The organism is Paenibacillus sp. FSL H8-0034, from assembly GCF_038000305.1.
Taxonomy (GTDB): domain Bacteria; phylum Bacillota; class Bacilli; order Paenibacillales; family NBRC-103111; genus Paenibacillus_S.
The window spans coordinates 4,386,713-4,402,895 of sequence record NZ_JBBOBS010000001.1 but is presented as its reverse complement, the minus strand read 5'-3'; the positions used below and the strand labels follow the sequence as shown (position 1 = coordinate 4,402,895).

Below are 16,183 nucleotides of genomic sequence, written 5' to 3'. Positions count from 1 at the left end.
AATATGAACCAAATGGGATAAAATGTAAAAAAGATGAACTGATCGTTCACCTTTTTGCTCGCTCGGGTTTTCGATTGTATGAATCGAGTTACATCGCTGGCAGAAAAACGGTTACCTCCGTTCCTTTTCCTGCAGCGCTGTCTATCTCGACCCGGCCGCCATGCAATTCGACAACACGCTTTACGATCGCGAGTCCAAGCCCGCTTCCCCCCGCTTCGCGGTTGTGTGATTTATCACCCTTAAAGAATCGTTCGAATATGCGCTTGCGGTCTTCTTCAGCTATGCCTATTCCCGTATCCCGAATGACGATTCCGACTTCGCCATTTCCAGACTGGAGTTCGATTGAGATGTCGCCGTCCTCCGGCGTAAATTTGATGCTGTTGCTGAAAATATTTAGCCATACCTGGCTCAGTAGGTCTTCGTCCGCTTGAATCGCCATTTTGGGAAGCTCGAGGTGAATATTTAAGTGTTTGGCCGCCCATTGCGGCTCTGCAGCTACGACAATACTGCGCAGCTGCCTGTCAAGCCGAACGAGTGACGGATGGAAGGGATGATGGTTCGAATCAATCGTGGCCAGTCGGAGCATGTTCTCGCTGAGACGGGACAGCCGCATGCTTTCATGCCGGATTATGTTCAGACAGCGTCGTTGCTCAGCTTCACCGAGACTTTTTGTTTGCAAGATGGAGACAAAACCCGAAATGGACGCCAGCGGTGTTTGAAGTTCGTGGGAAACGTTGGAAACGAACTCTTGGCGCATCTTTTCGACTTGGCTCATCTCGTGGGCCATTTGTTGAAATTGCTTCGACAAGATGCCCAATTCATCTTTGCTCTTCGTTTGAAGATCGATGCTGTAGTCACCTTTGGCAATTTTTTTGGTTGCGGCCGTCAATGCTTTTAAGGGCTTTACCACTACGCTTGTAAAGAGGATGAACTTGGTGTTGGCGATCACAATCGTAATCAAAATCAAAACACCCAAAATCATAAACAGTTGAAAAATATTAGAACCTTCCGGATGGATCACAAATGCCAACTGCTCGTCTGCTGTCTGTAAAGGGAAACCCATGTGCAGGCTCGACGGTAGAGGCAGAACAGATATGCTTCTTACGACTTCGGCACCGTTTTGAATGCGGCGGATATCCTCGCCTGTAAGGTTGGGTCTGCTTGTCAAGCCATAAGCGTAGCGCAGCCCGTTCTTATCGTATACCCATAGGGATACATTCTGCTTTTCGGACAACTGTTTCAGAAAGAGGTCGCGTTCGGTTGGAGCCAATCGGGAAAAAACATCCGATATCAACCAGTTTCGCACAGCATAATCGTGCTGGATGGACTGCGTGATTTGATCTTTAAACAAATAAACGGTTATCGGAATCGCGCTTCCGAGACCTATCGCCACTGCAACGAAAAAGAGCAATACAATTTTTAAATATAAGCTCTTAATCATAGCTTTCCGTCTCTAACCGGTATCCGAGACCGCGAACCGTTACAATGCGAAAAAGATGGGTATAGGCGGCAAACCGCTCCCGCAGCCGCTTAATATGAACATCGACCGTCCTCTCGTCCCCTTCATGGTCGAATCCCCATATCGCTTCGATTAACTGGTCTCGCATAAAGATTTGGCCGGGATAGCTTGCAAGCTGATATAACAGCTCGAATTCCTTAAGCGGCAAATTCCAATTCACGTTGCCGTCCCAAACGGTCCCCCGAAGCCGATCCAGCTTGAAGCTGCCCAATTTAACCATCTTATCGGCCGCAATCCGGTACCGGCGCAGCACCGCTTTAATTCGGACCACCAGCTCCTGCGGGTCAAAAGGCTTGACCAGGTAATCATCGGCGCCTAAGCCGAATCCCTTCACCTTCTGACTCGTCTCATGCTTGGCCGTAACCATGATAATCGGCAGTTCGGGGTTCAAAAGCCGCAGTTCACGGCACAAATCCCACCCATCCATGATTGGCATCATGACATCGAGCACGACCAGATCCGCAGGCGAGTGTTCCATTTCTACAAGTGCCTCTTTGCCGTTGACTGCTCCCCGAACACGATATCCTTCGCAGTTTAAAACAATTAAAATCATTTCCAACATATGCGCATCATCTTCTACTACAAGAACACTTGTCATTGCTTGTGCCTCCTTACTAATTCAGCCCAATTATAGCATTACCGCGGGTTATGGCAACAAATTTGCCTCCATTTCTCTTGGACGTGCCGCTTCGATCATGGGTTGATCTATTCTATGAATCTTCAAATCTCCTATGTTCCTGTTTTTTGCTAGACCAATTATATTGTAAGGATAATCTGAAGCAAAACAGTGCAAATAAAAAAACCTTGAATATCAAGGGTTTTAATGTAACCTATTATAGTTCACCCTTCCGTTTCTGGAAAGACGATATCATCAAGAGCAAGGCGGGTAGTACAAATCCGAAGGTCAGCGCATAGAAAACCCATATCTCTGAAACAAAGGTTTTGAAATAAATCAGGTTCGGATACACTACAAGCGATAATACAATCAGATTCAAGGCAAGCGGCATGATCAACGGCCGATACGTGCTTAATCGCAGCACCTGGGCGAGACTGAGCACGGAGACATAAAAGCAAAGTGCAAGTTTAAAAAATATGGTCAGCATCCAGATGACGGCCATCAGTACCTCGATCCGCTGCAAAAATTCGCCGAAATGTATTTTTTTGGCTAACGTATAGCTGGGGTAAGCATGTCTGGATGTAAAATCCCAGCCCAGAACCAGGATGCATAAAACCGTGATCAGAACAATAATGATCCCTGCAAACATAGCTCCTTTCATAAATGCCTTGCCTGCCATCTTTTGTTGACTGACGGCGGGGTAAATCATAAGAAATACAACAAGCTCCATATAAGGGATACCAAGAACAGACAGACTGCCGTGAACAATCGCATTGGAGCCAACTTCCCATACCGGCTGGATTCGCTCCCACTTCATCTGCGGCAAAAGAAATATGACAAGACTAACGATCAGAAACAAAATCCACGGGAAAAATATTTCTGCCGTACGTGCGCATACTTCAATCCCCAAAGTTACCCCCATTATGATAATAACCAGAAAGAGCAGATGTACGGCTTGTATCGGGGTCTCGGGCATAACAATTGTCGTAATGAAATCACCTACATTTCGCAATACAAGTGCTGCAAGAATAAAGAAGTAGCCAAAATAAAGCAGGCCTATCAGCTTGCCTGCCCATTTACCGACGATCCATTCGCTGAATTGCACCAAAGACTGCTCCGGATAACGGTTCGCCAACTTGACATATATGATAATCATGAGCATTCCTATCATAATTCCGACAATGGCTGCAATCCAGCCATCCTGTTTGGCAATGGAAGTTAGCGATGAAGGCACAATCAATATCGTGCTGCCGAGACAAAAGAGCACAACTAAAATGGTTAACTGGCGGGTATTAATTTTCCCATTATCGAGCATGCTCCCTCTCCTTTCCATTTCCTACTTTAATAAAGCTAAAATCATCCGACTCATCGGCTGATAAATCAGGGTAATCAAATCCAATGGATTGGGAATGGGAAGCTGCAAACTTTGGGCAACTCCTGCAACTGTACCCAATAGAATCAGGACAGAAAAAACAATGAGCTCCTTCCAAAGCTTGCTGCGGTACAGCATGGGAAAACTCCGTTTCACCATCAGGATGGCCGCTATGATCACCATGATCATCCAAACCATGATTCTATTCCTCCAGTTTTTTCAGGAATGATTCTAGAACCGAGCCAGTACGGCGAATTTTGGTATCGACCTTGACCCTAATCTCAAGATCAACGAACTCCTCGTCCCAACGATCCTCGAATTGGTGCCATACTTTATAGTTCGCACGATGGATGGCCCCGCCAAATCCAAATATATCCGCCTTGTACGATTTTGCTTTTTTAATGGCATGCTCAACATCATCTTTGACTTCCTTGCTTACCTGCTTTTCCAGTTCAAGGATGGAGTTGTTGGTCATATCGAACCTGCAGGCGACTTCACCGATATTTCCCTCAATTCCGACTTCCGCATCGATAACAGGCCGGCCATTTTCTATTTTCCCTTTGATTTTATGATGCGTACGAATGACCTCAACACCTAAATTTCCGCCGTCCGGACACGTAACCCTAACCACTGTGCTTTTTATATTGCCCTGTGTATAATTAAAGCCTTTGCTCTCATTTGAGCTTAACCAGCCAACAAGCTTATCCCCATGAAAAACTGCAGCTCCCTCGTATTGAAGATTAGTTGGAGGTTTTACCGCGTTCAAATTCTCTTTTGATTGGCCTTTGTTTTTATTCCCGACAATTCGAATGCTCGCCATAGCCGGTTCCCTGCCTTTATCAACCAGATCATAGATAAGCTGGTGTAAATCCATCTTAGCCGTGACTCCCCAATTTTGCTCTGAATCCTTTAGCGAGGAAAAGAGCTTGTTCGATGGAATCTTCTCAAGCGGCGTTAATATTTCCAGAACTTCGCTCGCCTTGGCGTCCCGGGCCACGATTATATAAAAGTCCGTTCTCAGCTCTGGATCTCGGGACAAAACGTCCAGCACCTCGGCAATACCGGATCTGGCAAGCTCCTCGCCGATAACGAGTATTCGCAAATGCGAGCTGTAGATTTTGCGTGGAGTGATTGTGGAAAGCTGCCGAATCGATTCAAAAATCGTGCCACCGCTAGCGATTTGTTGGGTGATAACGGGCAATGATTGACCACCGCCTTTTTTGGCGGCAATTTCATCCGGATTAAGCAGCTGGACGGAAACAATGAACTGATCACCGTTTTTATCGATGCCTATTGCCGTGGCAATCGAAATTTCATTGAGCTCTCTCCGGTTCCAGCAGCCCGTCAATACTAGCAGGATAATAACTAGCCCTATGCAGTGGAAGCTTCTTGTTCGCATAAGCAGGATCAGCCGCCTTTGAATGGGATATGCAAGACACTCCATTAATCAGAATCATTTTGGGGGATCGGACGTTTCTTCTTGCCTTATGATGTTATTGGATCTGGTCGTTCGCGGACGCGCGAGGAGCGCCCATTGCGGCAATCGGATCAGATTGTCCTTTTGATCTTCCTTAATAAATGGCGCGAATGGAGCTAAATAAGGAATGCCAAATGATCTCAGACTACTCAAATGCAGGACGATAGCAACAATGCCGACAAGCATTCCATATAAACCAAACGATGCAGCCAGGATCATCAGAACAAACCTGATCATTCGGATCGAGATCCCCATATTATAAGATGGAATGACAAAGTTCGAGATTGCTGTAATGGACACCACAATAACCATAACGGGACCAACCAGCCCCGCTTCTACAGCAGCCTGTCCTATAACAAGTGCACCCACGATCGATACCGCCTGCCCAATCGTTCGGGGCATTCTAACTCCCGCTTCTCTGAGAATCTCGAAAGTAACCTCCATCAGGATGGCCTCGACAAATGCAGGAAAAGGAATACCCTCACGCTGGGATGCGATACTGATCAACAAGGAGGTCGGAATCATTTCCTGATGAAAGGTGGTTGCGGCGATGTAGGCCGAAGGCGCAAGCAAAGCAATCATAAAGCATAAATACCGAAGCACCCGCAGCAGAGAGCTGATATCGGCTTTCTGGTAATAATCCTCTGCCGTCTGGATAAAATGGGTAAACAAACCTGGCGCCAGCAGCACAAAAGGGGTTCCATCCACCACAATAGCTACACGACCTTCAAGCAGACCTGCTGCAACGACATCAGGACGCTCCGTATTGTATATGGTCGGAAAAGGCGTATAGCCGGTGTCTTGAATCATTTCCTCAATATACCCGCTCTCCAGAATCGCGTCGATGTTGATACGACCCAGACGCTGCCGAACCTCATTCACCACCTGCTCATTGGCGATTCCATGAATATACATAACCGCAACATTCGTCTTCGTCACCCGTCCAATTTGTTTCGTTTCCATCCAAAGATTCGGGTCTTTGATTTTCCTTCGTATCAGAGCGGTACTTGTTCTCAGCGTTTCGGAGAAACCTTCCCGTGGCCCTCTGACGACAGATTGAGAGGTAGGCTCCGATACCCCCCTGTCCTTCCACTCTCCCGTATTAGCCACAATTCCCTGAGGGCAGCCATCAACTAAAATAGCGGTATCTCCGGATAAAATGGCATGTAACAAAGTATCAAAATTAAATACATCCTTGAGATCACCGGTTTTCAGGATAGAATCTTTCATGACCTGCAGAGGGTTTGCTGCCGAGTCTTGACAGAATGCATTCGTTTCTTTACTGTCTGTCAGAAGCGATTCCAGAATATCCTTGGCATTGGCGAGCCCCTCCATGTAGATCACCGCGGTTTGAACCGGACCCGTATCTGTCTTAATGATAAATCGTCTAATAACGAGGTCCGTGCTGCTGCCGATTCTTGTTGTCAGCATATCGAGAACCTCGTTTAGATTCTCTTTTAAAAGCAGCTGTTGCTTTTTTTCTGTACTAACAGCAGGACTAGCGATGTCTGGCCTGCGTTTAAGCATGGTTTTTAATAATGTGTTAAAAATCCCCAATTCAGCTCACCCCACAAATCGCTCTTAACATTCTTGCCACAATACGTGGGGCCTCATACGCTGGTAGAGAAATCACTCATGCCAATAACGAAATATCGTTAGAGTTCAATGATCTTTGTAGCAACTTTTTCACAAAATTCCTTGTCGTGCTCAACAAACAGAATCGTAGGTGAATATTCAAGCAGTAACTCTTCAATTTGCATGCGAGAAATAATATCAATAAAATTAAGCGGTTCATCCCAAATATGCAAATGAACTTTCTCACTAAGGCTTTTTGCAATCAGCACTTTCTTCTTTTGCCCTCCGCTAAAAGCTGAAATATCTTTTTCAAATTGAACTCTTGAAAAATCAAGCTTTCTTAAAATCGATTTAAACAGACTTTCATCAATCCCGTTGTTTGCAGCATAGTCCGATAAGTTGCCTTTAAGATGGGAGGTATCCTGCGATACGTAGGATATTTCCAGCATGCTATCCTTGCTGAAGGTGCCTGTATAGTTAATATCCTCGCTGCAGATAAGTTTGATGATACTCGATTTGCCGGAGCCGTTTTTACCGGAAAGAGCTATTCGCTCACCCTGCTCAATAGAAAAGCTTATATCTGCACAAATCACCTTCTCACCGTAAGCAATCGAAACATGATCAAGCTCAGCAAGTTGGTTTTTATGAAAGACAAGTTGTGAAATCTCTAAGTTGGAGGAGTTTTCAATGTTTTTAAGGAGTTTAGACTTTTCGTCAATAGCAGATTGATGTCTTTGCTCAATAGATTTTGAGCGTTTCATCATTTTAGCAGCCTTGTGGCCAATATATCCTTTATCTACTTTGGAACCGGAATTTCTTGTTCCATTTTTTGTTTTTTCCACTTCGTGTGACCAGTTGCTCGTTCGTTTAACAGAATCCGATAAACGTTTAATATCTCTTTTTAGTTTTTCGTTCTCTGCAAGCTCAAAGTTATCTTGTCTTTTTTTATTTTCCCACCAACAAGAAAAATTACCTTTTTGAATTTCGATGTTAGTCTTATTAATCGAAAGTATATGGTCCACACAGTTATCAAGAAAGGATCTGTCGTGAGACACCAAAATATATCCACTTTTGGTATTGAGATAATCACTGACAAGTTTTCTTGCATTCATGTCAAGATGATTGGTTGGTTCATCAATTAACAGAAAACTATTTTCCTTAATAAATAATGCAGCCAGTAATACTTTCGTTTGTTCTCCATTGGACAATGAATCAAAAGGACGATATAAAACATCCTCAGAAACCTTTAACAATGAAAGTTCACGCATTAATTTCCAGTGAAGATAGTCTGGGAAAATATTGCTAATTATACGAATTGTATCATCCCCCTTGCTTTCAACGTGGAAAGGGAAATATTCAAAACTGACATTAGCGGAGATCTTTCCGCTATATTCATATTTACCTAGCAGCAAATTGAGAAATGTAGTCTTACCTCTACCGTTTCTGCCCGTAAATCCTAATTTCCAATCGGTATCGATTTGAAAACTGACGTTCTCAAATATGTTGTCGTAACTACCATCGTACGCAAACGTCAGGTTTGTTACATTTATTAATGACATAAAATTATCCTCCTGTATTAAAAAATAAAAAGCCACAAGAAAGTTACCTTCTTGTGGCTCAAATAAATACAGCGAATCTATCCCCTGCGGAAATAGATACGGATATATGGTTGAGTTAAAAGAATATAGTAACTTTCTTGCATATAAAGAATAAAACATGCGAAATAAACCGCTCGCTTTTGTTGTTTTATTTATTTATATTCTCAGCAAGAAAATGACTACATTCTACTTTTCAACTCCATTCATCAATTAAAGGGTATCTTATCATACTCATTTTTTAATTTCAACAAATACAATCCCTAATCTTCCATTCCGAACGTCATATCGGACCCCATACGGTATGTGATTACCGTCACATGTGAATCCTTCTCCTTTCTGTTAAACTAACAAAAGTGATAAGTGATAATGATAATTGTTATCAATTAAGTAAGAGAGGAGGTAAATAAAAGCTTGCCTATGCAAACCTTAATGACTTTTGAAGGTGTTTCGAAATCGTTTAGGGAGCGGACTGTACTGGACAGCTTCTCACTAACGCTTCGAAAAGGAGAAGTAATAGCAATCCTCGGGCCATCTGGCTGCGGAAAGACAACGATTCTCAAGCTCGCAGCAGGCTTGATCCACTCGACCAGCGGAAATGTTACCGTACATACGGACCGAGTTGGCTACATTTTTCAGGAGCCAAGGCTTATTCCGTGGAAAACGGCTTCTGACAATATCCGGTTCGTCATGAATGGCACTGCTTCCAAGGAGGATGAGGATCGGATTGTAGGTCTCAGCTTGCAAAAGGTTGGTCTGTACACAGTGGGTGATTACTATCCGAAGCAGCTATCCGGAGGTATGAAGCAGCGCGTGTCGATAGCCCGGGCGCTCGCAGCTGACCCGGCCATGATTCTCATGGATGAGCCATTCTCAGCGCTGGATATTTCACTGAAACGTGAGCTTCAAGACGATATGGCAGCCTTGATCGAGGAGCGCGACCTTGGCGTTATTTATGTCACGCATGATCCAGAAGAAGCAGCGCGTCTGGCAGATCGCGTCATCTTGTTCTCGCCCGTAACCGGTAATTTTGCCAAGCAAATAAAACTCGAAGTTCCCAGAAGGCAACGTAATGATGCCCTGATCTTAACGTACCAGATGATGATGTATGACCACATGACAGGAGGATAATATGTTTATACGAACTCGCACATTCAGTATGATCTTACAGATTGTTATTATAGGAGGCCTATTGGCCGGTTGCTCTGGCGGCAAGCCTAATTCCGATGGTGCTGCGCCAGCTTCCCAATCGGCTCAGCCGACCGTACCAGCGAAGACATCGGAAGCCACCGTGCCCAAGCCTGCCAGCAAAATCAAAAAACTGACTTTACAGGCACCACTTGGCATTACGGTATCCGCTCCTTTTTATTATATTGTTGAGAAGAAGCTGCTCAGTGACTATGCGGAGGAGGTTGAGCTGGTGGAGTGGAAATCACCGGATGAAATGCGTGCCCGCATCACGAGCGGACAAGCCGATATCTCGGCTTTACCTACCAATGTGGGTGTCAATCTGTATAACAAAGGCGTTGACCTCAAACTGATCAACGTACTGATCTGGGGCACAACTCACCTGCTCGGTCCAGAAGGTGAAACGTTCAGCTGGGAGGGCCTGCGTGGCAAAACCGTGCATGTCCCTCTGAAGGGCGATGCTCCCGATCTGATGTTCCGCTACTTGTTAATGAAAAACAAAATCGATCCCGAGAAGGATTTGAAAATCGAGTACGTATCCAGCACGCAGGAGCTGGCGATGCTGACGGCCGCTGGCCGAACCCAATACTCTGTGCTGCCTGAGCAAACCGCTTCCATTGCCGTTCAGCAAAGTAAGGGAGTTGCTAAAATTATGAATTTCCAAGAGGAATGGGGAAAAGCAACAGGCAAGCCCGCCCGCGTACCCGGCGCAGGGGTCGTTGTATCAGGCACACTGGCCAAGCAGTACCCGGAGCTTGTCCAGAAGCTGCAGCAGGCATTCAAAGAATCCGTACAGTATATAAATGCCAACCCGAAGGAAGCCGCTTTGATGCTGGAGCCGCACCAGTCAGGACTGTCAGTCGATTTCATCCAGAAGCTGGTTCCTGCGCTGAATTTGCAGTTCGGTGCAGCTAGTGATATCCGAAGTGAGCTTGAATTCTATTATTCGGAGATGGCTGCTCTATCTCCGGAAATTATTGGAGGCAAGCTGCCGAATGAAGCGTTCTACTACGCTAAGTAAACGTCGGCTGCTTGTCCAAGGCTGTTCGATTCTTTGCCTGCTTGCCGTATGGCAATGGCTGTCGATGACGCTGCCCCATATACTGATCGCTCCACCGCTTGATACGGTCCTGGTCTTTATTGATATGACCAAAAGCGGTGAGCTGATCAAGCAAATGGCCATATCCGGCTCAAGAATGATGACCGGGCTGCTAATAGGGATTCCTTCCGCGATCACAGCGGGAATTTTGGCAGGAATCTTTCCTGCTTTATACGATGCAATGCGACCTATTATATCGCTGCTACTCGGCATACCTGCGATCATCCTTGTTGTGCTGGCGATGGTCTGGTTCGGAACCGGCTCTGCCGTTCCTATATTCGTCGTCGCCCTGCTCGTGTTCCCAGGCGTATACTTAAATACTGCAGACGGCTGGAGAAGCATCGACCAGCATTTGCTGGAGATGGCCAAGATTTATAAGAGCTCTGCCATGAACACACTCAGGCATATTATTATACCCGGGCTGACCATACCGATTTCCACTGCCATTTCACTGGCTGCTGGCTCGTCCGTCCGCATTACCATTATGGCCGAGCTGCTTGGTGCCAACCAAGGAATTGGCTCATCGCTTGCGCTTGCTCGCGTGAACATCAATACCCCTAAGGTATTTGCTTGGACGCTGGTCAGTGTGATCGTTATTATTTTAAACGACCAACTCATTATTCAACCTATCAAAAAATATAGTTCCCGCTGGAACAACGAGGAGTAGTTAATCATGAAAGTTTTTGAATTGAAAAGCCATTTACAGGCTACGGAAAATGAAGGTAAAAGCAAACATATCGGTAAAGTTACGGAGTTTCGCAATGTACGCGTACTGCAGCTGCAGCTGCTGGCGGGAACAGTCGTACCGGAGCATAACACAGATGCTGACGTGATCATCTCGATCCAAAAAGGAAGTGCCATCATCGACTTCCAAGGCACGAAGATAAGCTTGAATTCCGGCCAACTGTTGCATATCGATGCACTTGAGCTGCACAGCGTGGAGGCGTTGGAGGATATGGAGGCTTTAGTCGTCCGCATCCAGGCTGACCCGGCTACCACATAGCCTGAGATTAAAACAGCTTCCGGCAAATAGAAACCTCAGCCTCTTCTGTAGCCGGGGAAAAGCCACTATTCCCCGATTATAGCTCCTGCCTTCCCCTGATGCAGCACTCGTTGGCCTTGAGCTTCAACGAGTGCTGCTTCTCATGCTTGATCACATCATTGTCTACAGTAAGCTGCATGCCTCTAAGCTTATCCGCTTTAATCAACAGCAGACCGTTGTCATCAAGGTCAACGACCTGCTGCTTACGTAGTTTGTTTATGCTGCGGTTGATCGTCTCCCGTGTGGAGCCCAGCATCCCGGCCAACTCTTGATTGGAGAAGGGTGTGTAAAACCGCTGCCATTCGTTGTCATCCTCCCTGCTGTGTGCCTCACTTAATCGGAGGAGCAACGAGATCAGTTGGCTTTCGACGGAATGGAACGTTTTAGCTTCAAGGCGATCCTGCAGATCAATGATTTTGTCTGCCAATACCTGCAGCATTTTGAAACTTATCGATGGCTGTGCAACGAGCAACTGCTCAAACGAGGAGATCGTAATCGCCAAGCAGGTCGTATCCTGAAGCGCGACTGCATTGTCTGGATATGCACCTGTACGAAAGAAACCTACATGGGGGAACATTTCTCCCTTGTCAGCGAGCAAAATCGTCTGTTCCTTGCCATCTTCTTTAATCCGATAATTTTTGATACGCCCTACAACTACAAAATAAACATGTGTCATGAGCTCATCCTGATAAAAAAGATGGTCATGCTTGTGATAATGGCGCAGCGCACATAAGTTAGCGACGTAAGTAAGCTCTTCCTCCGTTATATGCTCGAACAATCGGGATAAACGTAAAATGGGAGCAATATCTGCGGTTGTTTCCATAATAAACACCTCTGTATGTATTGATAATGATAATTGTTATCAATTATACCATACTCAGCAAGTCAGGCTGTAATTTATTAATAACATGCTCTTCTTTCAAGTGATTGTATACCCATGGATTGCAACCCCGTCCATTTATTAACGCCTTTCGGACTTATATCAATAATAGATTCGGAGCCGTGTAAGTACGTATTCACCGGCAGCTTTTGTGTGGCGGCAATACGGGCAGCAGATCACGTATGGGTTTGGCTGAAGCAAAGATGATATCATGCCCATTATCTGTAAGAGCGTCCAATGCATATACCATCTTTTCACTTGTCCAATAAAAGAAGTCCCCCATGAAAGTCACTTTAGATAATAATCGGATACAGCGCTTCATCACAGCATTTAATCTCAATGAAATATTCACTGAGACAGACTCTCTCCCTATTCAACTTCATACATATGAAGCGGGCGAATTGGTACTTGTCGAAGGAAATGATCTTCAGGGGCTTTGTTTCCAAGTGAGTGGGCTTACAAAAGTCTCTACCCGTGTAGGAGCCGGCACAAAACATCTTTGTTGTGGATTGGCACCGCTTGGACGACTTGTCAAATGGGTTGCGGTACGAATAAACGAAGTTTCGTTGCGGGTAATAGGCTTCTATGGACTTGATGAAAAAAAGTGATTATAATGATTGTTTATAATAGCAAAACCAATTATTCATCATGGAATGGGGAACATTGTATGATACAAAAAGCAACGTTTGCGGGCGGCTGCTTCTGGTGTATGGTAAGTCCATTTGAAGAACAACCGGGAATTCTCGGCATTTTGTCCGGATATATGGGCGGCACTGTGGAGAATCCTACTTATGAGCAAGTACTGACGGGAGAAACCGGACATCTGGAAGTGGTTCAAATCACTTTTGATCCGGCTATTTTCCCATATGAAAAGCTGCTTGAGCTGTTTTGGCCACAAATCGATCCTACAGACGCCACAGGGCAAGGCAACGATCGTAAAAGCCAATATCGCGCGGCAATCTTATATCATAATGAAGAACAACACTTGTTAGCACTCAAGTCTAAAGAAGAGCTTGAGAAGAGCGGACGGTTTGATAAACCTATCGTTACAAGGATTGAAGAGGCCTCTGTCTTTTATCCGGCCGAAGATTATCATCAAAATTATCATCGGAAAAACCCGACGCACTATAAAGAATCCAGAGAATCCTCCGGTCGCAATGCCATTATCGAAAAATACTGGAGTCAAGAGTAGCTCTTCATAACGTTATAAGGCGACCAACGGAATTGTTGGCCGCCTTTTTTGTTTACTCTGAACCCCCAACTCTGAGGCATCATCATTTCATAGAAACTGATCATCAAAGCACATACCATTTTTGCTGGAAAAATCGTAAAATAGAAGTAAGCAAGGAGGTTGTTGCTATGTTGATGGATCAGGTCTTCATTGGAAGCGTGTTTATTGCAGGTCTACTCTCCTTCTTCTCCCCGTGCATTTTCCCGTTATTGCCTGTATATGTCGCCCATCTTGGCGGCGTTGCTCCTGGGAGTGAGATGAAAACAGTCCAATTGGGAAAGCTGCGGATTCATCCGTTCCTGATTGGCAACACGCTGTTTTTTATTCTCGGCCTATCCTTTGTCTTTGTGCTGCTTGGATTCGGCGCCGGGGCATTGGGAAGTATCATAAACAACTCCTGGTTTATTGTCATCTGTGGCGTTGTTGTTGTTTTATTCGGGATCTTTCAAACGGGTGTCATCAAGCTGCTTTTTATGCAGCGCGAGAAAAAATTGACGATCGAATGGAAGGGAAAAAAGGGCTTTGCAGCCTCATTTTTGCTCGGCTTCACGTTCAGCTTTGGTTGGACGCCATGCATTGGTCCGATACTCGCCGCGGTGCTTAGTCTTTCTGCAAGCGAAGGTTCGTCGGCACAGGGTGGTGGCTTTATGCTCATTTACGCAATCGGCCTTGCTATTCCATTTCTGCTGCTTTCGCTCTTTTCGGATCTGTTGATAGGACGGTTGAGGGCGTTCAATAAGCATATGCCTACATTAAAAGTAATTTCCGGCATCCTGCTTGTGGTGATGGGGGTATTGCTGATGACGAACAATTTGAACATATTTACGCCTACGCTTTAATAGCACAGCGCTAAGTATATAAGGAGGTTTCATCATGATTAGAGGAAAATGGCCGTTGGCCATCATTGCCTTGCTCTCCCTGCTGCTGGTTCTCGCAGCTTGCGGGGACCAGAACGCAGCCCCGAAAGCACAGGCGGCTTCGACTACGTTGAATAAAGGAGCTGCTGCTCCCATGTTCGACCTCAAAGATCTGGATGGGAACGAGGTTACCTTGGCCAGCCTTGCCGGGGAAAAGGTGTATGTAAAGTATTGGGCTTCCTGGTGCCCGATTTGTTTGGCCGGGATGAATGAGTTAAACACATTAGCTGGCCAGAGCAATGATTTTAAGGTGATCACGATCGTCAGCCCCAATTTTAAAGGGGAACAATCACCAGAAGATTTTGCACAATGGTTTAAGGGGCTTCAGGCTGAGCAAACAGGCACTAACATCAAAGTACTGTTGGATGAAGACGGCAAGTTTGCCCAAAAGTTCGGAATAAGAGGATATCCAACCTCGATTTACATTGGCTCTGATGGTGTCCTGGTTAAATCTGTGCCGGGCCATAATCCCAATGATGTCATAACCAATACATTTAAAGAGATTTCTTGATTGTTATTAAATAAGGAAAGGGGCGTGAATGACTTGAAACGACTTTGGTATGCAGGTTCCTTACTGCTATTCCTGTTTGTTACAGCCTGCGGCGGTGAAAAGACAGAGTTAGCAGCTTTGAATTCTTCCATGACGACTGCGGCGGCAGCGGCGCCGACAACTACGAGATCTCCAAACCCAAATGATAAGGTCGATTACTCACACAGCAATCTGCAAACGATCTATTTGGCGGGGGGCTGCTTTTGGGGAATCGAAGCGTACATTTCACGTATTTATGGGGTACAGGATGTAACCTCAGGATATGCTAACGGGATGGGGGAAAACCCAACTTATGAAGATGTGGTTCGCGGAGACCGGAAATTCGCCGAAACCGTAGAGGTGAAATACGACCCGGAACGTATTCAGTTGTCCGATCTGTTGACCGATTTCTTTAAAGTAATCAACCCAACAAGTGTGAACCAACAAGGGAACGATGTAGGCATCAATTACCGGACAGGCATTTATTATGTAAATGACAGCGATGCCTCCGTGATTAACGCAATAATAGCTAAACAACAGCAAAAATACAAGAAAAAGATCGTCACCGAAGTACTTCCCTTAACGAACTACTACTTGGCTGAGGAATATCACCAGGATTATTTGGAAAAAAATCCGGATGGGTATTGCCATGTCGATCTCACCATTTTGGACGAACCGATTAAGGTTGACCCTGCCCTGTATTCCCGGCCAAGTGACAATGAACTGAAAACGAAATTAACAGATATCCAATACAAAGTGGCCGTGCTCGAAGAAACTGAGACAGCTTATTCCAACGATTATTGGGATACGTTCAAACCAGGCATCTACGTCGATGTCACCACGGGCGAACCGCTTTTCTCCAGCCGAGATAAATATGATGCGGGCTGCGGGTGGCCCAGCTTTACGAAACCGATTGATCCGGCTGTAGTCACGTTCAAGAAGGATACCAGCTACAATATGGTCCGCACGGAGGTCAGGAGCCGTGTAGGTGATATTCATCTTGGCCATGTTTTCGATGACGGGCCTGCGGATTCGACAGGCAAAAGATTTTGCATCAACAGCGCCTCTATCCGTTTTGTTCCACTAAACGATATGCAGCGGGAAGGCTACGGATATTTGCAGTCAGCGGTCAAATAAATGTTA

17 protein-coding genes are annotated in these 16,183 nt (G+C 45.4%); 9 read left to right on the top strand and 8 right to left on the bottom strand.

All coding sequences use genetic code 11. The features are described from left to right. Positions 1–88: 88 nt before the first annotated feature. The 7 genes from NST47_RS19840 to NST47_RS19810 all read right to left on the bottom strand — a co-directional run bounded on the left by NST47_RS19840 (position 89) and on the right by NST47_RS19810 (position 8,118). On the bottom strand, positions 89–1,441 hold the full coding sequence (locus NST47_RS19840; protein WP_341156664.1) for a sensor histidine kinase: 1,353 nt from the start codon (positions 1,439–1,441) through the stop codon (positions 89–91). Next, complete coding sequence (locus NST47_RS19835) at positions 1,434–2,117, bottom strand: response regulator transcription factor (protein WP_341156663.1); 684 nt, start codon at positions 2,115–2,117, stop codon at positions 1,434–1,436. The genes NST47_RS19840 and NST47_RS19835 overlap by 8 nt, the downstream gene beginning before the upstream one ends. Positions 2,118–2,352: 235 nt before the next feature. Then, positions 2,353–3,468, bottom strand: a complete 1,116-nt coding sequence (locus NST47_RS19830; RefSeq protein ID WP_341156662.1) for a GerAB/ArcD/ProY family transporter — start codon at positions 3,466–3,468, stop codon at positions 2,353–2,355. Between the two features lie 3 nt (positions 3,469–3,471). After that, positions 3,472–3,705 (bottom strand): hypothetical protein, encoded by a 234-nt coding sequence (locus tag NST47_RS19825; RefSeq protein WP_341156661.1) that lies wholly within the window; start codon positions 3,703–3,705, stop codon positions 3,472–3,474. 4 nt (positions 3,706–3,709) lie between these two features. Continuing rightward, positions 3,710–4,906: a Ger(x)C family spore germination protein gene (locus tag NST47_RS19820; protein ID WP_341156660.1), complete on the bottom strand. Its 1,197-nt coding sequence runs from the start codon at positions 4,904–4,906 to the stop codon at positions 3,710–3,712. Positions 4,907–4,960: 54 nt separating this feature from the next. Then, positions 4,961–6,511: a spore germination protein gene (locus NST47_RS19815; protein WP_445667473.1), complete on the bottom strand. Its 1,551-nt coding sequence runs from the start codon at positions 6,509–6,511 to the stop codon at positions 4,961–4,963. 128 nt (positions 6,512–6,639) lie between these two features. After that, positions 6,640–8,118 (bottom strand): Lsa family ABC-F type ribosomal protection protein, encoded by a 1,479-nt coding sequence (locus tag NST47_RS19810; protein WP_341156658.1) that lies wholly within the window; start codon positions 8,116–8,118, stop codon positions 6,640–6,642. A gap of 456 nt (positions 8,119–8,574) precedes the next feature. On the opposite strand from NST47_RS19810, the gene NST47_RS19805 reads away from it, so the two are divergent. Genes NST47_RS19805 through NST47_RS19790 form a run of 4 tightly spaced genes read left to right on the top strand, consistent with a single transcriptional unit; the run spans position 8,575 to position 11,444 of the window. Beyond that, on the top strand, positions 8,575–9,285 hold the full coding sequence (locus tag NST47_RS19805; RefSeq protein ID WP_341159706.1) for an ABC transporter ATP-binding protein: 711 nt from the start codon (positions 8,575–8,577) through the stop codon (positions 9,283–9,285). Position 9,286: 1 nt separating this feature from the next. Beyond that, complete coding sequence (locus NST47_RS19800) at positions 9,287–10,363, top strand: ABC transporter substrate-binding protein (RefSeq protein WP_341156657.1); 1,077 nt, start codon at positions 9,287–9,289, stop codon at positions 10,361–10,363. Beyond that, positions 10,338–11,108, top strand: a complete 771-nt coding sequence (locus tag NST47_RS19795; RefSeq protein WP_341156656.1) for an ABC transporter permease — start codon at positions 10,338–10,340, stop codon at positions 11,106–11,108. Before NST47_RS19800 ends, NST47_RS19795 begins: the two co-directional genes overlap by 26 nt. A 6-nt stretch (positions 11,109–11,114) precedes the next feature. Further along, positions 11,115–11,444, top strand: a complete 330-nt coding sequence (locus tag NST47_RS19790) for a hypothetical protein (protein WP_341156655.1) — start codon at positions 11,115–11,117, stop codon at positions 11,442–11,444. 76 nt (positions 11,445–11,520) lie between these two features. On the opposite strand, the gene NST47_RS19785 is transcribed toward NST47_RS19790, so the two are convergent. Continuing rightward, the gene (locus NST47_RS19785) at positions 11,521–12,306 is read right to left on the bottom strand and encodes a Crp/Fnr family transcriptional regulator (RefSeq protein ID WP_341156654.1); all 786 of its coding nucleotides are present in this window, start codon (positions 12,304–12,306) and stop codon (positions 11,521–11,523) included. Between the two features lie 338 nt (positions 12,307–12,644). On the opposite strand from NST47_RS19785, the gene NST47_RS19780 reads away from it, so the two are divergent. The 5 genes from NST47_RS19780 to msrB all read left to right on the top strand — a co-directional run bounded on the left by NST47_RS19780 (position 12,645) and on the right by msrB (position 16,177). Beyond that, positions 12,645–12,971 (top strand): hypothetical protein, encoded by a 327-nt coding sequence (locus NST47_RS19780; protein WP_341159830.1) that lies wholly within the window; start codon positions 12,645–12,647, stop codon positions 12,969–12,971. Between the two features lie 59 nt (positions 12,972–13,030). Continuing rightward, positions 13,031–13,555, top strand: coding sequence for a peptide-methionine (S)-S-oxide reductase MsrA (msrA, locus tag NST47_RS19775; protein WP_341156653.1), 525 nt, complete (start codon positions 13,031–13,033; stop codon positions 13,553–13,555). Between the two features lie 167 nt (positions 13,556–13,722). Continuing rightward, complete coding sequence (locus tag NST47_RS19770; protein ID WP_341156652.1) at positions 13,723–14,433, top strand: cytochrome c biogenesis CcdA family protein; 711 nt, start codon at positions 13,723–13,725, stop codon at positions 14,431–14,433. A 34-nt stretch (positions 14,434–14,467) separates the two neighbouring features. Further along, positions 14,468–15,022 carry a TlpA family protein disulfide reductase gene (locus NST47_RS19765; RefSeq protein ID WP_341156651.1) on the top strand — a complete coding sequence of 185 codons (555 nt, stop codon included), beginning with the start codon at positions 14,468–14,470 and terminating at the stop codon, positions 15,020–15,022. 33 nt (positions 15,023–15,055) lie between these two features. Further along, positions 15,056–16,177, top strand: coding sequence for a peptide-methionine (R)-S-oxide reductase MsrB (msrB, locus tag NST47_RS19760; protein ID WP_341156650.1), 1,122 nt, complete (start codon positions 15,056–15,058; stop codon positions 16,175–16,177). The last annotated feature ends 6 nt before the right edge of the window (positions 16,178–16,183 follow it).